Genomic DNA, 22,368 nt, shown 5'->3' with positions numbered 1-22,368 from the left:
GTCAGGTGGTGAGGGTCCACTTCTGGCTGGCCCAGCCGCCGCAGTCCCACAGGTGCAGACGGGCGCCGTCGGCGGTGCTCTGGCCCTGGATGTCCAGGCAGCGTCCGGACTTGAGGTTCTTCAGCGTGCCGTCGGACTGGAAGGCCCACTTCTGGCTGTCCCACGTGCCGCAGTCCCACAGGTGCGCCTTGGTGCCGTTGGCGGTGTAACCGCCTTCGACGTCGAGGCACTTGCCGCCGGACTTCAGCTGCTGTCCGTCGAGAGTCCAGGTCATCGAGGCGGCGTTGGCGCAGGTCCACTGCTGGACGGCGGTGCCGTTGGCGGTGGAGCCGCCGGCGCGGTCGACGCACTTGGAGGTCGCGCCGTTGACGATCTTCCCGCCGGTGACCGGGTCGGGGTCGGGGTTGGTGCCGCCCGCTCCCCAGGCGTTCCAGTTGTCCCAGGTCTCGGCGTCGAAGCCGATCCGGCCGAGCTTGTCGGCGGCCCAGTTGGTGCCGGACTTGCTGATGACGGTGCCGCCGACGGTGTAGTTCTCCAGCTTCAGGCCCCGGCTGTCACGGGTCTCGTTGCCGAGGGTCACCTTCTGGCCGGCGGAGTTGGTGTACCGCTTGAGGAGGCTGACCTGGGAGGACGGGTCGAGCTGGCTCCAGGCGTCGATCCTCAGGTTCTTGACGTGGATGTTCTCGGTGCTGGAGAGGGCGAAGACGCGGATCGTGCAGTTGGTCATGCCCTCGACGGTGATGTTCTCGAAGGTCATGTTCCTCACCCACGCGTTCGGGTCGGCCTTGGTGGTCGAGCCCATGTCCTCCCAGTGCGAGGAGGAGTTGAGGATGCAGGTGTTGTACTTGACGTCCTTCCAGTACATCCGGTTGTGGATGACGTGGGTGTTGCTCACGCGGACGTTGTCGATGTTGCGCGGCGTCCAGCCCCACTGGATGACGGGGCCGTTCTCGTTCTTCCAGATGACGGTGTTATCGATGCTGACGTCGCTGTGGTACATCTTCAGCACGTCGTCGTTGGCGTTGAAGAACGTGTTCTTCATGGTGCTGCCGCGGTACAGCTCGATCCCGTCGGTCTGCCAGTACCAGGAGCCGACCTGCTTGTAGTTGTCGACCCGCATGCTGAAGGTCTGCTCGTCGCCGTAGACCACGAAGGAGTGGTACGGCGGCTCGTTGACGGTCACGCCCTGCAGGTCCAGGTGCTGCTGGCGGCCCTGCGCGGACTGGAACTGCAGCATCTTCACGCAGCTGGCGTGGCAGTTGGAGGCGCCCGAGAGGTGGTCGTAGTTGTTGTTGGTGTCCGCCTCGTAGACGTACTGCTCACCGGAGAGCACGCCGTAGCCGGTCACCTTGTACAGGCCCTGGCTGTCGTCGGGGAAGCGGATGGCGCCCTTCACGTACGCGCCCGGGGCCAGGTAGACCCACTTGACCTGCTTGGGCAGCAGGGCGTGGTACTTGGAGGTCATGTAGTAGGTGCCGGGCCGGAAGTACACGATCTCCTCGCTGATCGTGTTGAGGTGGGTGACCCGGCCCTGCTGCGGGTAGTGAATGCTGCCCGAGGCCGCCGTCGGGATCAGCCGGTCCTTCTCCGCGCCGGCCGGAGCCGGCTCCGCGAAGATCATCATGGAGTTGCGGGGCTCGGTGTGGACGGCGCGGTTGCCGCCGCCGCCCTGCGTGGTGAGCTTGCCGGCGTCGGTCGCGGGGCCCGACATGTCGTTGTAGGCCGTGTACAGCTGCGGCTCGAACTCCACGGAGAACCGGTAGCCCGTCGCGTCGTAGGGGACCTTGATGCGGACGGTGTCGCCGTCGACCAGTTCCTTGGTGAAGTTCAGGCTGCTGGGCCTGATCCTGACCTGGTCGGCCGACGAGATGGTCTGCCCCGTCCTGAGCGAGACGTCGACCCACGCGTCGGCGGAGTACTGGAAGGACGACCAGCTCATGGTGAGGTTGGCGGACGCGGAGAACTCGGCCCCGTCCTCCTTGGTGTAGCCGATCTTGCCCTTCCCGCTGCGCGGGATGCTCATGTAGGCGAACGAGTCGTACTTCGTCGCCGGCGCCGCGGCGGTGGCGACCTGCACGTCGTAGAACGACGACCGCCGCACCTTGTCGCTCGCCACCGGGCTGCTGGTGTTGAACTCGTGGTTGTCGTGCCACCACGTCTTCAGCTGGGCGCTGTCGGCGGTGGAGACGGTCGCCTCCGCCGCGGCGGAGGCCGCCTGGCGCGGCAGCGTCTTCGCTTTCGCCGCGTGGGAAGCGGCATGGGGCGGGGGCGTCCCCGCGCTCGCCGTGCCGACGGGCACGACCGTGCCGGCCAGGGCGAACGCCAGGCCGGCGGCGAGCGCCGCCAGCCTGCTCATTCTTGCTGCGGGCATGACGAAAGTCCTTGTCTGTGGTTGCTGGTTGCCGCTTGCCGGACGGCAGCCTTCGGGCGCCGGTCCCGCCGCGAGCGGGCGCGGGCCGCCGGCAGGTGGAACACACCGGGACGCGGACGCCCCGGATCGCGTGCCGCCCACCGGGCCCTGATGGTGCGGCGCGCGCTGCCCGGGCAGGCCGCGCGCACTGCCGGGTGATCGAACTCCCTTCACGCCGGTGCCGAAGTGGAACGCGTCCGGGACCGTCCGGGAGACCGGGACACCCGTGTGCCGTCCGGAACACCCGGGCCGAGGACGCCCTGGCCAGGGAGCGGACAGGCGGAAGGCCGACGCCCCTTGCCCTGCGGTGTGCTTGCGGCCGCGCTGCGGTCGGTCGCCGCGCTGCGGTCGCCGGTTAACGTCCCGTCATTTCTTCGCCGTGTCAATGAAATAAACAAGATCTCTTCCTCCTGTCGGCACGGAAGGGTGGGTCAATGGGGCATAAGCGGGCCAAAGGTCGAACCTTCCGGAGAAGGCGGCGGTCATCACGGTTACGTAACGCGGTGTTTTCTTTCTTGACGCACGAAAACGGGCGGGCAAGACTCCTGCCATACGCAGTCGGCCGACCAGCCCGGCGGCCGCCGTGATACGCAGGGAGGCCGTCGTGACGGTCGCCGTACTCGCCTTACCGCCCCCCATCTGACCGCGTGGCCGAGCGGCCGCCGCCGCTCTCCCGATCGATCACTGCTTCGGAGGCATGTGTGATGAGCCCTTCCAAGGTCCGTTTCTCGGAGCTTGTCGGTGAGCAAACCCGCGCGGAGATCTTCGCGACCGTCCTCACCGCGGGGCCCATCTCGCGCACCCAGCTCGCGCAGCGGCTCGGGCTCGTCCCCTCCAGCGTGACCCGGATGCTCCCGCCGCTTCTGGAGCACGACTATCTGCGCGAGCTGGACACCGCCCCCCAGGGGCGGGGCCGGCCGCAGAAGATGCTCCAGGTCAACGCCAAGAAGCACATCGTCGTCGGCGCGAAGATCGGCCCGGCCCAGGTCTCCGCGGTGGTCACCGACATGGCGGCCGGCGTCCTGGCCCGGGCGGAGGAGCCGATCGGCGACTGCACCCCCGAGACCGCCCTGTCCGCCGTCGCCGACCTGACCCGGCGGCTCCTCGCAGAGGCGCCCGAAGCGGCGGACAGGGTGCTGGGCCTCGGGGTCGGGGTCAGCGGCCACGTCGACTCCGGCGCCGGGATCTGCCGCTACTCGGCGCTGCTGGACTGGAACAAGGTCGACGTCGCCGGCCCGCTGCGCGAGGCGACCGGGCTGCCGGTCGTCGTCAACAACGACGTCAACACCCTCGTGGTGGCCGAGCGCTGGTTCGGCCAGGGCCGCGACGTCGACTCCTTCGCCGTCGTCACCGTCGGCCCTGGCATCGGCTGCGGCCTCCTCCTCGACGGCGCCCTCTTCTCGGGCGCCACCGGCCTGGCCGGCGAGCTGGGCCACCTGCCCCTCGACCTGGTGGGACCCATGTGCAGCTGCGGCCGCCGCGGCTGCCTGGAGGCCCTGGCCGGCGACCGCGCGGTGCTGGGCCATCTCCGCGACGCCGGCGTGTCCTGCGCCGGCATCGCCGAGGCGAGGGAACTGGCCCGCACGGGAACCGGCTCGGCGCGCACCGTCGCCCGCTCCGCCTTCACCGAGGCCGGAACCGCCCTGGGCCGGGGCCTGGCGGTCCTGTGCAACCTGCTCAACCTGCAGAAGATCATCATCGCCGGGGAAGGCGCGACCGCCCACGACCTGTTCGGCCCGGCCATGACCCAGGCCCTGCAGGCCCACGCCTTCTCCACCGCCGCCCACGACTGCGACGTCCACGTCGACCCCGTACGCCACGACCTGTGGGCCCGGGGCGCCGCCTGCCTCGTCATCCAGGACGCGGTCGGCGCCGCTCTGTCCTGACCCATCCGGCTCACCGCACCACCCATCACACCCGAGACCCACGATGAGGATTTGACGTGCCCGAAAACGCGGCCGGCCCCGCCGACTCCTGGTGGAGCAACGCGGTGGTCTACCAGATCTACCCGCGCAGCTTCGCCGACTCCGACGCGGACGGCGTCGGTGACCTCCAGGGCGTCATCGAGCACCTCGACTATCTCAGCGAGCTCGGCGTCGACGTGCTGTGGCTCTCCCCGGTCTACCCCTCGCCGCACGACGACAACGGCTACGACATCAGCGACTACCAGGACATCGACCCGCTGTTCGGGACGCTGGCCGACTTCGACCGGCTGCTGGACTCCGTGCACGAGCGCGGCATGAAGCTCGTCATGGACCTCGTGGTCAACCACACCAGCGACGAGCACGCCTGGTTCACCGCCTCCCGCGACGGCGGCCCCGGCGGACCGAAGCGCGACTGGTACATCTGGCGCCCGCCCCGCGACGGCATGGAGCCCGGCACGCCGGGCGCCGAACCGAACAACTGGGGCTCCTTCTTCTCCGGCCCGGCCTGGACCTACGACGAGGCGAGCGGCGAGTACTACCTTCATCTCTTCTCCCGCAAGCAGCCCGACCTCAACTGGGACAACCCCGAGGTCCGGCAGGCCGTGTACGCGATGATGCGCTGGTGGCTCAAGCGGGGCGTGGACGGCTTCCGCATGGACGTCGTCAACCTGATCTCCAAGGCGCAGGGCCTGCCCGACGGCCCTGTGCGCGAGGGCGACCGGTACGGCGACGGCAGCGTCCACTACGTGTGCGGACCGCGCATCCACGAGTACATCGCCGAGATGCACCGCGAGGTCTTCGCCGGCCACCCCCGCCGGCTGCTCACCGTCGGCGAGATGCCCGGCGTCACGGTGGAGGAGGCCAAGCTCTTCACCGACCCCGCACGCCGCGAACTCGACATGGTCTTCCAGTTCGAGCACGTCGGTCTCGACCAGGGCCCCGGCGGCAAGTTCGATGTCCGCCCCCTGAAGCTGACCGACCTCAAGGCCAGCCTCGGCCGCTGGCAGACCGGCCTCGGCGAGACCGGCTGGAACAGCCTGTACTGGAACAACCACGACCAGCCCCGCGTCGTCTCCCGCTTCGGCGACGACACCGCCCACCGCGACCGCTCCGCCAAACTCCTGGCCACCGTCCTGCACCTGCACCGCGGCACGCCCTTCGTCTACCAGGGCGAGGAACTGGGCATGGCCAACGCCCCGTTCACCTCGATCGAGGACTTCCGGGACATCGAGTCGCTCAACCACCACCGCGACCAGAGCGCCCTGGGCGTCGACGAGGAGCGGATCCTGGAAGGGCTGCGGCACCGCGGCCGCGACAACGCCCGCACCCCGATGCAGTGGGACGCCACCGAGCACGCCGGGTTCACGGCCGGCACGCCCTGGATCGCGGTCAACCCCGACCACGCCACCGTCAACGCCAAGGCCCAGCTCGCCGACCCCGACTCGGTCTTCCACTACTACCGCCGCCTCATCGAGCTGCGGCACACCGAGCCCGCCCTGACCCACGGCGACTTCCGCATGCTCCACCCGGAGCACGAGCAGCTCTACGCCTTCCTCCGCCACGACGCGGCCAGGGCCACCGAACTGCTCGTCCTGGCCAACTTCGGCGGAACCGACCTCACCGTCGACCTCCCCGACGGCTGGGAGCACAGCGAGACCCTCATCGCCAACGTCCCCGCCGACGCACCCCTCACCAGCCCGCACACCCTGCGCCCGTGGGAAGCCCGCGTCCACCGCCGCGCCACCGCCTGACCCCACAGCCCGCCCTTGCCGCAACGACGCACATCAAGGAACCAGCCATGAACAACCCCCGCCCCCGCACCACCGCCCGCAGAAGGCCCCTCCTGCTCGCGGCCTGCGCCCTGGCCCTGCTCGCCCCGCTGACCGCCTGCGGCGGCTCCGGCACCGCAGCGGGCGACGGCAAGACGCTGCGTCTGTGGCACTACGAGCAGGAGGACGGCGCCCTGAGCAACGCCTGGAACGCGGCGATCACCGAGTTCAAGAAGACCCACCCCGACGTGAAGGTCGTCTTCGAGCGCAAGACGTTCGAGCAGATCCAGCAGAACGCCGGCATGATCCTCAACTCCGACAAGGCGCCCGACGTCATGGAGTACAACAAGGGCAACGCCACCACCGGCCTGCTCGCCAAGCAGGGCCTGCTCACCGACCTCACCGCCGTCGTGGCCGAACGCGGCTGGGACAAAAGGATCAGCGAACGCGCCTCCGTCACCGCCCGCTACGACGACAAGGGCGAGATGGGCGGCGAGAAGTGGTACGGCATACCCAACTACGGCGAGTTCGTCCTCACCTACTACAACGACGACCTGTTCAAGAAGCACGGCGTCGACAAGCCCACCGACTTCAAGAGCTTCGAGGCCGCCCTGGCGAAGTTCAAGGCCGCCGGCGTCACCCCGCTCGCCAACGCCGGCAACGACCACCCCGCCGGCCACTGGCTCTACCTGCTCGCCCTGTCCGAGGCGAACGACGCCTGGGTCGACGACTACCAGCTCTACCAGGGCAAGGTCGACTTCCACGGCCCCGAGATGACCTACGCCGTGAACAAGTACAAGGAGTGGGTCGACAAGGGCTACTTCGACAAGAAGGACGTCGGCCTCAAGGGCAACGACATGACCGAGCAGTTCGTCTCCCAGAAGCGGCCCATCATGGTCGGCGGCAACTGGTGGTTCGGCGGCCTGTCCACCGACATCACGGACTTCGCGTGGTCCACCGCCCCCTACCCCGGCAGCGAGGACACCCTCGGCTCCGGCGGCAACCACTGGGTCATCCCCGCCAAGGCCAAGAACAAGCAGCTCGCCGAGGACTTCATCGACATCACCATGTCGGACAAGATCCAAAAGCTCATCGGCGAAGAGGGCAACGTCCCCCTGGCCGTCAAGGCGGACACCATCACCAACACCAAGGCCAGGGAACTGATCACCGCCTTCAACACCTACCAGGACGACAACGGGCTCGCCTTCTACCCGGACTGGCCGGTGACCGGCTACTACGACACCTGGCTGAGCGCCACCCAGAACCTGATGAACGGCGCCAAGCCCCACACGGTCCTCGACGAACTCGAGGCGCCCTACGAGAAGTACATCGCCACCAGGTCCTAGCAGCACCGCGGCCACCAGCACCGGCCGCACCCCGCACCGCCCGGGGACACGACCGACCCGCCGCCGCAGGCCGGGCCGCCCCGCCCCCGGACGCCGCGCCGCTTTCAGGGGACGGCGGCCCGGCCCGCCGGGCCGCCGTCCCGCCCACCTAGGAGCAACAGTGAAAACCACACGTCACCCGCGGTCCACGGGGTACGCCGTCTTCCTCGCACCGGGCCTGCTGCTCAGCCTGCTCTTCCTCGTCGTCCCGCTGGTGATGACCTTCTACTACAGCCTCACCAAGTGGCAGGGCATCGGCGACCCCGCCTTCACCGGCCTGGACAACTACACCCGCCTCTTCCAGGACGCCGACTTCTGGGCCTCCTTCCGCAACATCGCCTTCGTCATCGTCGGCATCGCGGCCGTGCCCACCCTGCTCGGACTGTTCCTCGCCGCCCTGCTGTTCGACTACGTCGGCAAGAAGCACGGCGACGGCATCGTCGGCGTCCTGCGCTCCGGCCTCTACCTGCCCCAGGTCATCCCCGTCGCCGTGACCGGCCTGATGTGGGGCTGGATCCTCGCCCCCGAAGGCGCCGTCAACAGCATCCTCGACACCATCGGCCTGGCCTCGCTCACCCAGAACTGGCTCGGCGACCCCGACCTGGCCCTGTGGGTCGTCCTCGGCGTCCTGGTGTGGATGCAGCTCGGCTATCCCCTGGTGCTGTTCATGTCCGGCCTGCAGCGCATCGACCCCGAACTGCACGAGGCCGCCTCCCTCGACGGCGCCACATGGTGGCAGCGCTTCACCCGCATCACCACTCCCATCCTGCGGCCCGAGGTCTACGTCGTCCTGGTCACCACCACCATCGCCGGCCTGAAGGTCTTCGCCCAGATCTTCGTCCTCACCGGCGGCGGCCCCGGCAACTCCACCCTCGTCCCCGCGTACTTCGCCTACCAGAACTTCTTCGAACGCGCCGACGTCGGCTACGGCTCGGCGATCTCCAGCACGATCACCCTGCTCGTGCTGATCATCGCCGCGACGATGCTCACCCGCCAGGCCCGCGAGGACGGATGACCATGACCACCCACACCACCGACATCGCCGCCGGCGACCTCAAGACCGCGACCCCGCCGCCCGGCCACACCGCGCCCCGGCGCCGCAGAAAGACGACGGTCGACGGCCGCACCCCGGGCTCCTACGCGGTCGTGGCCGCGGTCACCGTCTTCGTCCTCGCCTTCCTCGCACCGTTCCTCGTCATCCTGGTCAACTCCTTCAAGACCAGCGCCGACTACCGCGCCAACGGCTCACTGTCCTGGCCCGAACAGTGGAACTGGGCGATCATCGGCGACGTCTGGGAACGCGTCGACTTCACCCAGAAACTGATCAACAGCCTCCAGATCAGCCTCGGCGTCGTCGTCATCGCCGTAGCCCTGGCCCTCTTCAACGCCTACGCCATCGGCATCGGCCGCATCCGATGGCGCACCGCCTTCCTCGTCTTCTTCCTCGGCGTCAACGTCGTGCCGCAAGAAGGCCTGGTCTACCCCGTCTACTACCTCTTCAAGGAACTCGGCCTCTACGACGGCAAACTCGGCTACACCATCCTCGTCGGCATCACCTACAGCGCCTTCGGGACCTACCTGCTCTCCTCCGTCTTCAGCAGCTTCCCCCGCGAACTCATCGAGGCCGCCTCCCTCGACGGCGCCGGCCGCTGGACCATCCTCTGGCGCATCATCCTGCCCATGAGCTGGCCCACCCTGTCGGTGATGTGCGTGTTCTTCTTCGTCTGGAGCTGGAACGAATTCCTCTACCCGCTCGTCCTGCTCATCTCCAACGACAACCAGACCGTCCCCCTCGGCCTGTCCGTCATGCAGGGCCAGTACACCAGCGACCCCACCGCCATGAGCGCCGCCGCCCTCCTCGGCGTCATCCCGATGATCGCCTTCTTCCTCGTCTTCCAGCGCACTCTCACCCGCGGCCTCACCGCCGGCGCCGTGAAATAACACGCCACGGGTCACCCGCCACCCCGGATCCGGCCCCAGCCGCCCCGCAGCCGGATCCGGGGTACAGCACCGGCCCTCCGCCGCAACGACACAGGAAGGACGGGCTGCCGGTTCCCCGGAACCGTTCCTTCAGGGGCGGAAGGTGCGGCGGTAGGTGTCGGGCGGGACGCCGACGGCGCGCTGGAAGTGGCGGCGCAGGGTGGTGGCGGTGCCCATTCCGGCGGCCTCGGCGACGGCGTCGACGGTGGCGTCGGTGGTCTCCAGCAGCTCCTGGGCACGGCGGATGCGTTGGGTGTGGAGCCACTGCAGGGGTGTGGTGCCGGTGAGGTGCTTGAAGTGGCGGGCCAGGTGGCGTGAGCTCAGGCCGGCCCGGCGGGCGAGATCCTCGACGGTCAGGGGCCGGTCGAGGCGCTGGAGGGCCCAGGGGAACAGCTCGCCGAGGGGGTGGTTGCCCGGTTCGGGGACGGGGGTGGCGATGAACTGGGCCTGGCCGCCGTCGCGATGCGGCGGGACGACCAGACGGCGGGCGATCTTGTTGGCGTTGGCCGAGCCGTGGTCGAGGCGGACCAGGTGCAGGCACAGGTCCATGGCGGCGGCCTTGCCCGCCGAGGTGAGGACGTCGCCGTTGTCGACGTACAGGACGTCGGGATCGACGGTGGCGGCCGGGTGCCGCCGGGCCAGCTCCCGGGTGTGGGCCCAGTGCGTGGTGGCGCGCCTTCCGTCGAGCAGGCCGGCGGCGCCCAGGACGAACGCGCCGGTGCACAGCGAGGCCACCCGGGCGCCTGCCGCGTGGGCCGCGCGCACCGCGTCGACCAGTTCCGCCGCGGGCTCGCGGTCGGTGTCGGCCCAGCCGGGCACGAGCACGGTGTCCGCCTGTGCGAGGTGGTCGAGCCCGTGGTCGGGCTCCAGGCGGAAGCGGTTGATGCGCACCGGCCCGGGCCCGCAGAGGGCGAAGTCGTACCAGGGGTCCACGACGTGCGTCAGGTCGGCTCCGAAAATCTCCAGGGCCACGGACAGTTCGTAGTGGAGCATGCCGTCGGTGACGGCCAGCGCGACGCGATGCATGTCCGAAACTGTATGCGGCGTGTCGTTTCCGACGATAGTGCGGGGGGCCTCCGGAGGGACAGGATGCGGAGGTCAGGCCGCCGGCGATCGACATCGCAGCGGACGATCGAGTACACGGGAGCAGTCTCATGGGGTCAGGCCGGCTGGTGGCGGTGTTCGGTGCGTACGGTCACACCGGACGGTTCGTGGTCGCGGAACTCGCCGCACGCGGGTTCGTCCCGGTGCTGTCCGGACGCAACGCGCGGACGCTGGGCGAACTGGCCGACCGGCACGGGCTGGAGGCCCGGGCGGCATCGGCCGACGACCCGGCCTCGCTGGACCGGGCCCTGGCCGGTGCGGCGGCGGTCATCAACTGCGCCGGCCCGTTCGCCTCGACCACCGGCCCGGTGATCGAGGCCGCGCTCCGGGCCCGGATTCCCTACCTGGACGTGGCCGCCGAGATCGAGGCCAACCTCGACACCTTCGCGCACTTTCGCGAGCGCGCCCGGGACGCCGGAGCGGTGATCGTCCCGGCCATGGCCTTCTTCGGCGGCCTCGGCGACCTGCTGGCCACCGCGGCGATGGGCGACTGGACCGCGGCCGACGAGGCCCACATCGCCTACGCGCTCAGCAACTGGCACCCCACCGCCGGCACCCGGCTGTCGGGCGCGGTCTCCCGCGAGCGGCGCGGCAACGCCCGCCTGCGCTACCGCGCCGGACAATGGGAGCGCCGCACCGATGCCGCGCCCACCACGCAGTGGACCTTCCCGGAGCCGGTGGGACGCCGGTCCGTGATCGCGGAGTTCACCATGGCGGACGTCGTGACCGTCCCCCAGCACCTGCCCATCCCCGACGTGACCACCTACATGAACGCCGAGGCGGCCCGCGACCTCGCCGCCCCCGACACACCGGCCCCGACCGCCGCCGACGACAGCGGCCGCTCCGCCCAGACCTTCCTCGTCGACGTCGTCGTCCGCTCCGGTGACGCCGTACGCCGGGCCACGGCCGCCGGCCAGGACATCTACGCCATCACCGCACCCCTCGTCGTCGAAGCCCTCGACCGCGTCCTCACCGGCCGCACCAGGGCCGTTGGCGTCACCCCGGCCGGCGAGATCTTCGACGCCCCCGACTTCCTGCGGGCGCTCGCCCCCCGCATCGCGTTCGACCTGCACGCCCAGGAACAACTCGCCTGACGCGGCGTCATCCGCCCGGCCGCCCCGTGAGCGCATGGCGGGGATACCGAGCGCCCTCGGGGGCGGCCCGGGAGACCGTTCGGCTGTGCCGGGGGCGGCATGGAAGCGGCGTGAAGACTGCCGGTGCCGGGCAATGTCCCGCCCCCCGGCCGCGTGTGACGATGCGTGCGCCGGCGGGGGAGGGCACGGAGAGGCGGTGTGCGGGGATGGCGTGGTTTCTGGGGCTCGGCATTGCGGGGGTCGTCCTTCTTGCCCTGTCGTTCGTCCTCGACGGTGTGCTGGAGGGGCTCCTCGACGGCATCTCCGTCGGGGACGGCCTGCTGTCGCTGCCGGTGATCGCCGGGTTCCTGTCCATGGCCGGTTTCTCGGGAGCGATCGTCCTGGGGACGACCGGGCTGGGCACGGCGGGCGCGACGGCGATCGGGGCGCCGGCCGGTGTCCTCACCGGCTGGTTCGCCTGCCGTCTGAGCCGGGCGCTCATGCGTGACGCGTCCGGAGCGGCTCCGCGGGACGGTGACCTGGTCGGCGTGTCCGGCTCGGTCGTGACCGCCATCCCCGCCGGCGGCTACGGCGAGGTGCTGGTGCGCCTGGCCGGGCAGCCGGTGAAACTCGCGGCGAAGAGCCCGGTCCCGGTGGCCCGGGGGTCCGAGGTCTGGGTCGAACAGACGCTGTCGCAGTCGGCGGTGTCCGTACGCCCGGTCGACGGCTGACCAGGCGCCCGCACGGCCGCTTGCGTTACGGCACCGCCGCGGCGCTGCCGTCATCCACGCACCCTTACCGACCGCCGTCCGCAGGGAGGGCTGAGGGGACATCATCATGAGTTCTGTCGTCATCGCGGCAGGAGGAGTCGTCGTACTCCTCGTGCTGATCGCACTGGTCGTCGCCGGCCGGTACAAGGTGGCCGGTCCGAGCGAGGCGTTCATCGTCACCGGGCGGCGCGGGAAGCAGGCCACCGACCCGGCAACCGGCCGGGTCTTCACCGACAACAGCGGCCAGAAGGTCGTGGTCGGCGGCGGCGTGTTCGTCGTGCCCTTCGTCCAGCAGAAGTTCACCCTCGATCTGTCGTCGCGGCACATTCCCGTGGCGGTGCGCGGCGCGGTCACCCTGCGCGGGGTGAAGGCCAACCTGGAGGGTGTCGCCATCGTCAAGGTCGGAGGCACCGAGGACGCCATCCGCGCTGCCGCGCAGCGGTTCCTGATGCAGCAGGACGGCATCGTCGGCTTCACCCAGGAGGTGCTCTCCGGCGCGCTGCGGGCGATCGTGGGCCGGATGGCGGTGGAGGACATCATCCGCGACCGGGCCGCGTTCGCCGGGCAGGTCGCGGAGGAGGCGGAGGCGAGCCTGTCGGGGCAGGGACTGGTGCTGGACGCCTTCCAGATCCAGGACATCACCACCGAGGGCTCCTACCTGGAGGACCTCGGCCGCCCCGAGGCCGCCCGCGCCAAGCAGGAGGCCGACATCGCCGAGGCCGAGGCGCGGCGGGCCGCCGAGCAGGCCCGTCTGAAGGCCGAGGAAGCGATAGCCGTCGCGCAGCGGACCCTGTACCTGAAGCAGGCCGAGATCAAGGTGGAGACCGACCGGGCCGCCGCTTCCGCGAACGCCGCCGGCCCGCTCGCCGAGGCCGCCCGGCAGCAGGAGATCCTCACCGAGCAGGAGAAGGTGGCCGAGAGGCAGGCCGCCCTGACCGACCGCCAGCTCGACACCCAGGTGCGCAAGCCCGCCGACGCCCAGCGCTACGCCGCCGAGCAGGAGTCCGAGGCGAAGCGGGTCGCCCGGGTCAAGCAGGCCGAGGCCGAGCGGGCGGCCGCCATCGCCGCCGCGCAGGCGGAGGCCGAGCGGTCGCGGCTCACGGGTGAGGGCGAGAAGCAGCGGCGCAGCGCGCTGGCCGAGGCGCAGGCGCTCGAGGGCCTCAAGCAGGGTCAGGCGGAGCGCTCCCGCCGTGCCGCGATCGCGGAGGCGGTGCGGCTGGAGGGCGAGGCCGAGGCGGCGGCGATCGGCGCCAGGGGCGCGGCCGAGGCCGAGGCGATGCGGAAGAAGGCCGACGCGTTCGCCCAGTACGGCGACGCGGCCGTCCTGCAGATGCTCGTCGAGGTACTGCCGCAGGTCGTCGCCAAGGCGTCCGAGCCGCTGAGCGCGGTGGACAAGATGACGGTCATCTCCACCGACGGAGCAGGCCAGTTGTCCCGTACGGTCGCCGACAACGTCGCCCAGGGCATGGAACTGCTCGGCTCCACCACCGGAATCGACCTGGCGGAACTGCTGAAGGGCCTCACCCGGCGCGACGGCGACGTCCGGCCCGCGGCCACGCCGGCCGCCGAGGCCAACGCGAAGATCCCGATCGGCTGACTCGCGAAGAACGGCGGCCCGCCGCGCCGTGCGCGGCGTCGCCCCGGCACGCAGCGAGCCCGGGCGGCTTCGCCGGCCGCCGGGGCCCGTGCGGCACGTCCTTCCGTTCAGGCAGGCGATGCATCGCGGACCGCGCGGCGGCAGGGGCCGTTCGCCGCTGTGCTCCGACGCAGAAGCCCCGTCGGCGTACCGACGGGGCTCCGGCGAGGGCTGCGTTCCGCTGAGGCCGGACGGCCGGGAAGGCAGGTGCGCCCTTCCCGGTCGTCCGGCGCGACCCGTGTCAGCTGGTCATGCTCTTCATCTTCCAGACGGTCATGGACTTGACGGTGCTGCCGTCACCGAACAGCCGCAGGCCGAGCGCGTCCTGCCGGAACGGGTAGGCGCGCGTGGTGATCGACTTGTGGGAGTTGGCGTAGGCCTCGATCACCGAGCGGTCGACGAACACGTCCAGGGTCAGCTGCCCGTTCGCCAGTGCCAGCGGCCCCTTGTGGACGCCGAGGTTCGGCTCGGCGCTGGAGTTGTTCCCGGACCTCGTGCGGTCCACGCCCAGCTGTCCCGCGGGAGCGTCGTAGAAGAGGCGGGTGCGCTCTTCGTCTCCCGGGCTGCGCAGCACGTCGAGACCGAAGGCGCCGGCGCTGCCGCGTTCGAGGGTCAGCTTGATGTGGAGCATGTCGCCCTTGACGTTCGCCAGGCGCTCGTTCGCGGCGGTGACGGACGTGGGAGCGGTGATGTCGACGAGGGGCTCGCCGTCGTGGAGACGTGCGACCTCCTCGACGGGGCGGAATCCGAGGTCTCCGTCGGGCCGCATGGACAGCTCGATGGGCAGGCCCGCGTTGTGCGCCCATCCGGCGTCGTAGTGGGCGCGCTCGGTGCGCCGGTCCTGCGCGATGCTGAAGACCAGCGAGCGTCCCTCGTCGTCCACCATTCCGCTGGGGCCGGTGAAGTGGTCGCCGTAGTCCATGAGCTTGGGCTCCGTGGTGTCCGGCGTCCAGCGGCGGGCCTGGGCGTCCCAGGTGCCGACCCAGTAGTACACGTACTTGCTGCTGTACTCGCCGGGGCCGGCCGGGAAGGCCGGGTTGATGAGCAGGGCGCGGCGCTCGCGGCCCTGGGCGTCCTTGCCGATCGGCAGGAAGGTGGGCAGTTCCCACACCTGGCCGGTCTTGGGGTGGGCCGCCACGTCGCCGGTCATGAGCGGTCCGACGTACGTCCAGTCGGTGAGGTTCTTCGACGTGTACAGCAGGGCCGTGCCGCCGATGTCCCTGCCGTCGGTGGTCTGGACGCCGGAGCCCATCAGCTGGAACCAGGTGTCGCCCTCCTGCCACACGAACGGGTCGCGGAAGTCGCCGAAGCGGACCTTGCGTCCGGCGCCGACATGGAGATCGGCGGTCTGGCCGGTGACGAGAGTGGGGTGCATCTTCCACTCGACCAGGTCGCTGTCGGCGGGGTCGACGGGGCGGGCCAGGCCGGTGGCCTGGTTGGGGCGCTGGGAGTCGTTGCCCGCGGTGAACAGCAGGACGGGCACGCCGTTCTCGTCGTAGGCGGCGTCGCCGGACCAGACTCCGTCGGGCGCCACGCTGTCCTCGGTGGGCGCGAGGGCGACGGGCAGGTCGCGCCAGTTCACCAGGTCCTCGCTCACCGCGTGTCCCCAGGCGATGTTGTGCCAGTAGGGGCCGTGGGAGTTGTGCTGGTAGAAGAGGTGGTACTTGCCCTTGTACTGGATCGGGGCGTGCGGCTCGTTCATCCAGTGGTTCGGGGCGGTGAAGTGGTAGCCCGGACGGTAGCGGTCGCCGTCGTAGCGCGAGCGGTCCATCTCCATCCGCGCCGCGGGAGTGACGCCGCCGGCGAAGGTCTGCACGTCCTTCGCGTGCCCGGCGGCCACCAGGGCGGGAGTGAGCGCCCCGCTGTGGATCTTCACCTCGTCGATCAGGCCGTTGAACATGTTCACCGCGAACGTGCCGTTGACGATGGCGGGCTGGTTGTGCCGGCCGATGATCAGCGGAACGTCGGCCTTGGCCAGCCGCGCCCCGGCGGGGACGGCGGTCTGGGCGACCTGCTCGCCGTTGAGGAAGAGCCGTATCGCCCCGTCGACCGGCGCGAACACCGCCGACAGGTGCGCCCACTTGCCCGCGGCCAGCGCCGCCGACTTCGGGACGGTCACCTCGTACCAGGCGTCGCCGGTTCCGATGCCGAACTGCCACCTTCCGTGCCGGCCGACACCGAGGACGAAGCCCCGCTTGGCCCCCTTGTCCTGCTGGTTGACGACCGCGGAGGGCTTGCCCTCGTCACCCCACTCGAACGCGCGCGGAGCGACCCACGCCTCGACGCTCAGGCCGTCGGTGGGCAGCTGCGTCTGCGCCGCGGCGCGGGTGACCCAGGTGGAGTAGCCGTCGAAGAGCAGAGCACCGGAGAGCACGCCGTCGTCCGCGCGCGCGGGGCGCCACAGCGGGTCGCTGTCCGGCTTGTACTGCGCGTCGTTGAAGACGTAGCTGATCGGGTCGGCGGCCTCGCTGATCTTCTCCCTGGTCGTGGTGCCCTTGCCCTCGGAGAAGTCCCAGTGGGCGGCGAGCCCCGTCGTGGAGGGGTCGGGCGCCTTGTCGACGCCGACGCGGACGTCGTCGAGGCTGATGTGGCCCCAGCCGCCGGTCGCCTTGTCGACGACGGTGATGCGCAGCTGTGCGCCGAGGTGTTCGCGGGCGTCCCAGGTGACGCGGCGGTAGGTCTCGTCGTCGGTGCCCGTGGCCTTCTTCAGGACGGTTCCGTCGGCGGTGGTGAGGGCGACGTAGAGGTCGTTCTCGTTGCGTCCGCCGGAGACGAGGGCGCTGACCATGCCGGTGCCGGTCAGGGTGAACGGCTCGGAGGTCGCGGTGCCGGTGGCCGCGTCGCCGCCGGCGGCGAAGCCCCACAGGTGGTAGGTGCCCTGGTGGTTGAAGCAGCAGCCCCAGCCCCAGCCGGGCTTGTCGGTGACCGCGCCGGTGAACGCCGTCCCGGTCGTCGTCCAGCCGCTGAGGTTGCCGCTCTCGAAACCGGGGTTCGACAGAGCGGCCACACGCGGCGCCGGATCGATTCCGACGCGGACGTCGTCGAGGTTGATGTGGCCCCAGCCGCCGGTCGCCTTGTCGACGACGGTGATGCGCAGCTGTGCGCCGAGGTGTTCGCGGGCGTCCCAGGTGACGCGGCGGTAGGTCTCGTCGTCGGTGCCCGTGGCCTTCTTCAGGACGGTTCCGTCGGCGGTGGTGAGGGCGACGTAGAGGTCGTTCTCGTTGCGTCCGCCGGAGACGAGGGCGCTGACCATGCCGGTGCCGGTCAGGGTGAACGGCTCGGAGGTCGCGGTGCCGGTGGCCGCGTCGCCGCCGGCGGCGAAGCCCCACAGGTGGTAGGTGCCCTGGTGGTTGAAGCAGCAGCCCCAGCCCCAGCCGGGCTTGTCGGTGACCGCGCCGGTGAACGCAGTCCCGGTCGTCGTCCAGCCGCTGAGGTTGCCGCTCTCGAAACCGGGGTTCGACAGAGCGGTCCCGCTCGCACCGGCGGGCGACGCCATCAGGGGCGAGGCCAGGCCGAGACACATCGCGAACGCGAGGAGCAGCCTGACGAGGGTGGGTGAGGGCCTGGTCGTGGCTCTCACAGGTGAGCGTGTGCGCATACGGGTACCTCCTGGTGCGGGGTGGTGCGGGACAGGGGAGGACGGCCGCCGTGCCCGGCGGCCGAGGTCGGGGGAGGGGCGCGTCCGGCCCCGCCCCCCGCGTGACTGCCCTGCGCGGGCCCGGCGGGTTCGCGCAGGGACGGTGCGGTGCGGGGCGGCGACGTGAGCGGCGAAGGCGCAGGCCGCCGGCCGGACGCCGTACGCACCCAGGGGTGTCGGGCAGCGGCGGGGCGCGGGACGGCCGCTGTGCGGTGCGCGCGGGGCGAGTGCCCGCGCGCCCCGCGAACGGACGCCGGACGCAGGGCGCGTGCACGGCACTGCCGCTGCCGGGACGGGCGCCCTGGCAGAGCGGGTGTCAGGACCGGCGGACGGGAACGTTGACGTCGTCCACGTTGATGTGGCCCCAGCCGCCGGTGGCCCGGTCGACGACCTCGACGTAGATCCGCTCGCCGATGTGGCCGGCGAGGTCGAACACGACGCGGCGGTACTGCTCGCCGCCGCGGCCGGTCGCCTTGGCCAGGATCTTCCCGTCGTCGGCGCGGACGACGGCCGCGTAGAGCCGGTCGGGGTCGTTGCCGCCGGAGACGAGCAGGTCGACGACGCCGTCGCCGCCGAGGACGACGGTGGCCGAGCGCAGCACCCCGGTGGCGTCGTCGCCGCCCGCGTCCGGGTTGAAGCCCCACAGGTGGTGGCCGCCCCGGTCGTCCCCGGTGTCGGCCTGGTGGAAGGGGCCGCCCCAGCCCCAGTCGGTGCGGGTGGTGACGTTGGCGTCGCTGAAGGTCGTGCCCGAGACGACGGTCCACCCGGTGAGGTCCCCGGTGGCGAAGTCGTGGTTGGGCAGGGCGTCGACGTCCGCCGGGCGGGGCGGATCGTAGACGGCCGGGGCGACGGGGGCGTCGTAGGCGCCGTTCATCCGCCAGACGTCCAGCTCCACGACGTGGGCGGCGCCGCCCTCGGCGGTCAGGCGCAGTCCGGTGGCGTCCTTGCGGGTGGGGTAGACGCGGCTGGTGATGCTGTTGGTCCCGTTGACGTAGGCCTCCAGCATCGAGCGGTCGAGCAGGACCCGCAGCCGCAGCCGCCCTTCGTCCAGTTCCACGGCGCCCCCGTGCACGCCCTTGCGCACATCGGGGTCGAGGCTGGAGCGGCCGCGGTCGATGAAGAAGCGGCGCTCGGCCGTGTCGTACGACAGCAGCGTCTCCTCGGCGCCGTCGGCGCACGCCCTGACGGCGAGGGTGATCGTGCGGGCGCCGCGCGGCTCGATGACGGCGCTGACGTCCAGCAGGTCGCCGCCGACGCCGGCGAGGCGGCGGTCCGCCTCCTTCAGGGAGGTCCGGCGGATCCTGGCGAGCCGCTCGCCCCGCAGCCCGGCGGCCTCGGCGATCGGCTCGACGCCGAGGCGGCCGTCCCCGCGCAGCGAGACGCTGACGGGCATCCCGGCGTTGTGCGCCCAGCCGGACTGGGCGTGCTGCTGTTCGCTGCGCCGGTCCTGGGTGATGCTGAAGACCACGGACCGGCCGTCGGGGGTGACGAAGCCGGACGGGCCGGTGAAGTGCTCGCCGAAGTCGAACTCACGGGGCTCGTCGTGGTCGGGCAGGAAACGGCACGCACGCTTGTCGAACGTGCCGATCCAGTAGTAGGTGTGCTTGACGGCGTTCGGGTTGAACCCCTCCCACCAGGGACAGATCAGCAGGATGTGCTTGCCGGTGCGCCTGCCGCCGGGGCCGGGCAGCGGCAGCAGGACGGGCAGCTCCCACACCTCGCCGGGCTCCGGCCGGGTGGCGAGGTCGTTGAAGTGCAGGGGGCCGCGGTACGTCCACGGGCCCTCGGGCCGGCGGGCGGTGTACACGAGGGCGGTGCCCCCGTGCTTGCGGGCCACCCGCGTGCCGTCGTAGTCGACGATGCCGCTGCCGACCAGCTGGTACCAGACCCCGTCCTCCTCCCAGACGAACGGGTCGCGGAAGTTCTCCGCCCACGCGGCGCCGGGGCCGGCCGCCAGACCCGCCGGGGCCTCGGTGACCGGCTCGGACTTCATGGTCCAGGTGGGCAGGTCCGTGTCCCGGTCGGCCGGGTACGTCGACACGGCGAGCCCGGTCCGCTGGCGGTGGGGCAGCCGGTCGTCGCCGCCGGTGAAGAAGAGGACCGGCCCCCGGTCGCCGTCGACGAAGGCCGACCCCGACCAGCAGCCGTCCGGCCCGACCGACCCGGCGGCGGGCGCGAGGGCGACGGGGAGGTCCCGCCAGTGCACCATGTCGGTGCTGACCGCGTGCCCCCAGTGGATCTGCCCCCAGTAGGGGCCGAGCGGGTTGTGCTGGTAGAAGATGTGGTATTTGCCCTTGAAGTACACGGGCGCGTGCGGCTCGTTCATCCAGTGCCACGGCGGCATCATGTGGAACTGGGGCCGGTGCCGGTCCCCGTCGAAACGCGACCGCTGCGGGGTGAGGTCCGGCCGCGGCACCCGCCGGCCGGGAAGGGCGGCGACCTGCTCGGCGTGCTCCCGGTGCGCCGCCGTGTCGTCCAGGGCGCCCGGACGGATGACGAGGCTGTCCATCAGGCCCATGTACATGTTGGCGTGGAACTCGCCGTTGAGCAGCGTGGGGCGGTTGTGCCTGCCGATGAGCAGGGCCTCGTCCGGCGCGAGCACCGGGGCCTTGTCGGGGGTGGCGGCGGCGCCGATCGGGCGGCCGTCGCGGTACAGGCGCAGCTGCCGGGCGGCGGGGTCGTAGGTCGCCGTCACGTGCGTCCACCGGTTCTTGGGCGCCGGCTCGTCCGGGGCGCCCTTGACCTCGACCAGGCCGTCGCCGAAGCCGAGCTGGAAGACGATCTGCCCGAAGCGGCGCAGGCCCAGCAGGAACCCGGTGCCGGCGTCGGGGTTGTGCTGGTCGACCAGCGCCTGCGGCTTGCCGTCGATGCCGTGCTCGTAGGCGTAGGGCGCGATCCACACGTCCAGGGTGATCCCGCCGGCGGGGTCGAGGCTGCCCGGGCCGTCGGCGGTGACGACGGTCGAGTAGCCGTCGAAGTACAGGGCCCGGCCGCGCACCCCGCGGCGGCGCAGGGGGGCGCTGTCGGGCTTGTAGCGGGCGTCGTTGAAGACGTATCCGACGGGGTCGGCCGTGCCGGAGACCGCCTCGAGGGCGACTGCGCCCGTCCGCTCGTCGAAGTCCCAGCGGGCGCTGGGAGGCGAGGGCAGGGCCCGGCCGCGTGCGGCGGCGGGTGCGGAAGCGAACGAGAACGGGACGAGTCCGCCCCCGACGGCGGCGGACACGACACTGAGGGCCGTTCTTCTCCTCATGGCTGACTCCTGAGGCGGTGCGGCAGGGCTTCGCCATGCCAAATCGGTTTAACTGCGTGGCTCGGAATCGTTGGCGCGACCCATGGGCTAACGCAAGGGCTAACGCACGGCGATTTACCTCGGCGTCATCCAGAAATCGAACAAGTCGAACAAAATGGGACGAAGCGCGGCTGTTGTCGGTTCGAGATGTCCCGGGGTGTTGACATCGGGCCACCGGCGATTCAATCTCGTCACACCCTTGCTAATCCGATTTAACGATGGAGTGGGAGCTGCTGATGTCGGAACGCCGCGTCACGATGGCCGACGTCGCCCGCATGGCAGGCGTCTCGCCGACCACCGCGTCGTTCGCCCTGTCCGGCCGCACCGACATGCGCATCTCCGACGCCTCCCGCGCACGCGTCCTGGCGGCGGCGAAGGAACTGGGCTACCGCCCCAACGTCACGGCACGCAGCCTGCGCACCAAGTCGACGCAGACCATCGGGTTCGTCTCCGACATGATCACCACCACCCCGTTCGCGGGCGACGTGATCCGCGGCGCCCTCGAGGCCGCCCGCGAACGCGACCACCTGCTGTTCATCACGGAGGCCGGCGGTGACCGCGCCGCCGAGGCGTCACTGGTCCACGCGCTCCTCGACCGCCAGGTCGACGCCGTGATCTACGCGGCCATGTTCACCCGCTACATCACCCCGCCCAAGGAGCTCTACGGGCAGCGGGTGGTGCTGCTGAACTGCCTGGCCCCCGGCTTCGACGCGCCCTCCGTGGTCCCCGACGAGCTGCAGGCCGGCCGTGACGCGGCCCAGGCCCTGCTGGCCGCCGGCCACACCAAGGGCATCTGGGCGATCGGCGGCCACCTGGCCGTGCCCGCCACCCCCGAGGGGAACATCGCCGGCAACGAACGCATGCGCGGCCTCGAAGAGGTCCTGCGGGCGGGCGGGGCCCGTCTGGACGGCGTCGTCGAGTGCGACTGGAACACCCAGGACGGCTACCGGGAGGTCTCCGCGCTCCTCGCGGCGGGCCACCGTCCGCGGGCGCTGGTGTGCCTGACCGACCGCTTGTCCATGGGGGCCTACCAGGCGCTCGGCGAAGCAGGGCTGTCCGTGCCCGGTGACGTGTCGGTGGTGTCCTTCGACGACCAGGACATCGCGGCCGTCCTGCGCCCGGCGCTCACCACCGTGAAGCTGCCGCACGCCCGGCTCGGCCGCCTGGCCGTCGAACTGATCCTGCGTCAGGGGCCGCTCGAAGCGGCCGTCCACCGGGTGGCCATGCCGTTGCAGGAGCGAGATTCCATCGCCGCCCCCGCCGCGGAGTGACGCAGGCCCCACACAGCGGCCGTCCCGCCGCCCGGAAGGGAAATCCCCGGGCGGCGGGACGGTCACCGAAAGACGGCGACCGAGGCAACCGGTCGCACCGGCGGGTCCGGCAAGACCCG

The 22,368-nt window shown here is 71.1% G+C and carries 13 protein-coding genes; 9 read left to right on the top strand and 4 right to left on the bottom strand.

Translation table 11 applies throughout. The features are described 5' to 3' along the window. Window position 1: 1 nt before the first annotated feature. Window positions 2-2,371 carry a family 49 glycosyl hydrolase gene (locus tag ACZ6KF_RS28225; protein WP_469240944.1) on the bottom strand — a complete coding sequence of 790 codons (2,370 nt, stop codon included), beginning with the start codon at window positions 2,369-2,371 and terminating at the stop codon, window positions 2-4. 743 nt (window positions 2,372-3,114) lie between these two features. Here ACZ6KF_RS28225 and ACZ6KF_RS28220 point away from each other — a divergent pair. The 5 genes from ACZ6KF_RS28220 to ACZ6KF_RS28200 all read left to right on the top strand — a co-directional run bounded on the left by ACZ6KF_RS28220 (window position 3,115) and on the right by ACZ6KF_RS28200 (window position 9,430). Next, entirely contained in the window at window positions 3,115-4,296 is a 1,182-nt protein-coding gene (locus ACZ6KF_RS28220; protein WP_356631958.1) for an ROK family transcriptional regulator, read from the top strand. Window positions 4,297-4,352: 56 nt separating this feature from the next. After that, on the top strand, window positions 4,353-6,086 hold the full coding sequence (locus tag ACZ6KF_RS28215; RefSeq protein ID WP_356631956.1) for an alpha-glucosidase: 1,734 nt from the start codon (window positions 4,353-4,355) through the stop codon (window positions 6,084-6,086). A 47-nt stretch (window positions 6,087-6,133) separates the two neighbouring features. Then, window positions 6,134-7,450 (top strand): ABC transporter substrate-binding protein, encoded by a 1,317-nt coding sequence (locus tag ACZ6KF_RS28210; RefSeq protein WP_356631954.1) that lies wholly within the window; start codon window positions 6,134-6,136, stop codon window positions 7,448-7,450. Window positions 7,451-7,610: 160 nt separating this feature from the next. Then, window positions 7,611-8,504, top strand: coding sequence for a carbohydrate ABC transporter permease (locus ACZ6KF_RS28205; RefSeq protein ID WP_469178894.1), 894 nt, complete (start codon window positions 7,611-7,613; stop codon window positions 8,502-8,504). 2 nt (window positions 8,505-8,506) lie between these two features. Next, complete coding sequence (locus tag ACZ6KF_RS28200; RefSeq protein WP_356631950.1) at window positions 8,507-9,430, top strand: carbohydrate ABC transporter permease; 924 nt, start codon at window positions 8,507-8,509, stop codon at window positions 9,428-9,430. 129 nt (window positions 9,431-9,559) lie between these two features. Here the strand turns inward: ACZ6KF_RS28200 and ACZ6KF_RS28195 are convergent, their stop codons facing one another. Continuing rightward, window positions 9,560-10,495 (bottom strand): helix-turn-helix domain-containing protein, encoded by a 936-nt coding sequence (locus ACZ6KF_RS28195; protein ID WP_356631948.1) that lies wholly within the window; start codon window positions 10,493-10,495, stop codon window positions 9,560-9,562. A 128-nt stretch (window positions 10,496-10,623) separates the two neighbouring features. Here ACZ6KF_RS28195 and ACZ6KF_RS28190 point away from each other — a divergent pair, with 128 nt between their 5' ends. The 3 genes from ACZ6KF_RS28190 (at window position 10,624) to ACZ6KF_RS28180 (ending at window position 14,013) form a co-directional block, all read left to right on the top strand. Beyond that, window positions 10,624-11,667: a saccharopine dehydrogenase family protein gene (locus ACZ6KF_RS28190; protein ID WP_469240942.1), complete on the top strand. Its 1,044-nt coding sequence runs from the start codon at window positions 10,624-10,626 to the stop codon at window positions 11,665-11,667. A gap of 206 nt (window positions 11,668-11,873) precedes the next feature. After that, window positions 11,874-12,377, top strand: a complete 504-nt coding sequence (locus tag ACZ6KF_RS28185; protein WP_356631944.1) for a hypothetical protein — start codon at window positions 11,874-11,876, stop codon at window positions 12,375-12,377. A gap of 106 nt (window positions 12,378-12,483) precedes the next feature. Next, window positions 12,484-14,013 (top strand): SPFH domain-containing protein, encoded by a 1,530-nt coding sequence (locus ACZ6KF_RS28180; protein ID WP_356631942.1) that lies wholly within the window; start codon window positions 12,484-12,486, stop codon window positions 14,011-14,013. 280 nt (window positions 14,014-14,293) lie between these two features. Here ACZ6KF_RS28180 and ACZ6KF_RS28175 read toward each other — a convergent pair whose 3' ends face one another. After that, window positions 14,294-17,632: a GH32 C-terminal domain-containing protein gene (locus ACZ6KF_RS28175; RefSeq protein WP_469240940.1), complete on the bottom strand. Its 3,339-nt coding sequence runs from the start codon at window positions 17,630-17,632 to the stop codon at window positions 14,294-14,296. A gap of 373 nt (window positions 17,633-18,005) precedes the next feature. Beyond that, window positions 18,006-20,939 carry a GH32 C-terminal domain-containing protein gene (locus ACZ6KF_RS28170; RefSeq protein WP_469240938.1) on the bottom strand — a complete coding sequence of 978 codons (2,934 nt, stop codon included), beginning with the start codon at window positions 20,937-20,939 and terminating at the stop codon, window positions 18,006-18,008. A 257-nt stretch (window positions 20,940-21,196) separates the two neighbouring features. Between ACZ6KF_RS28170 and ACZ6KF_RS28165 the strand changes: the two genes are divergently transcribed. After that, a complete protein-coding gene (locus ACZ6KF_RS28165) occupies window positions 21,197-22,249 on the top strand; it encodes a LacI family DNA-binding transcriptional regulator (protein WP_356631936.1) in 1,053 nt (350 codons plus the stop codon). The last annotated feature ends 119 nt before the right edge of the window (window positions 22,250-22,368 follow it).

This window comes from Streptomyces sp. NPDC046379 (assembly GCF_055587785.1).
This window is presented reverse-complemented; position numbering and strand designations above follow the sequence as displayed.

Bases quoted from the DNA above. Each gene is read 5' to 3' on its own strand.
- ACZ6KF_RS28225 (WP_469240944.1), bottom strand. From the start codon at position 2,371: ATGCCCGCAGCAAGAATGAGCAGGCTGGCGGCGCTCGCCGCCGGCCTG.
- ACZ6KF_RS28220 (WP_356631958.1), top strand. From the start codon at position 3,115: ATGAGCCCTTCCAAGGTCCGTTTCTCGGAGCTTGTCGGTGAGCAAACC.
- ACZ6KF_RS28210 (WP_356631954.1), top strand. From the start codon at position 6,134: ATGAACAACCCCCGCCCCCGCACCACCGCCCGCAGAAGGCCCCTCCTG.
- ACZ6KF_RS28200 (WP_356631950.1), top strand. From the start codon at position 8,507: ATGACCACCCACACCACCGACATCGCCGCCGGCGACCTCAAGACCGCG.
- ACZ6KF_RS28195 (WP_356631948.1), bottom strand. From the start codon at position 10,495: ATGCATCGCGTCGCGCTGGCCGTCACCGACGGCATGCTCCACTACGAA.
- ACZ6KF_RS28190 (WP_469240942.1), top strand. From the start codon at position 10,624: ATGGGGTCAGGCCGGCTGGTGGCGGTGTTCGGTGCGTACGGTCACACC.
- ACZ6KF_RS28185 (WP_356631944.1), top strand. From the start codon at position 11,874: ATGGCGTGGTTTCTGGGGCTCGGCATTGCGGGGGTCGTCCTTCTTGCC.
- ACZ6KF_RS28180 (WP_356631942.1), top strand. From the start codon at position 12,484: ATGAGTTCTGTCGTCATCGCGGCAGGAGGAGTCGTCGTACTCCTCGTG.
- ACZ6KF_RS28170 (WP_469240938.1), bottom strand. From the start codon at position 20,939: ATGAGGAGAAGAACGGCCCTCAGTGTCGTGTCCGCCGCCGTCGGGGGC.
- ACZ6KF_RS28165 (WP_356631936.1), top strand. From the start codon at position 21,197: ATGGAGTGGGAGCTGCTGATGTCGGAACGCCGCGTCACGATGGCCGAC.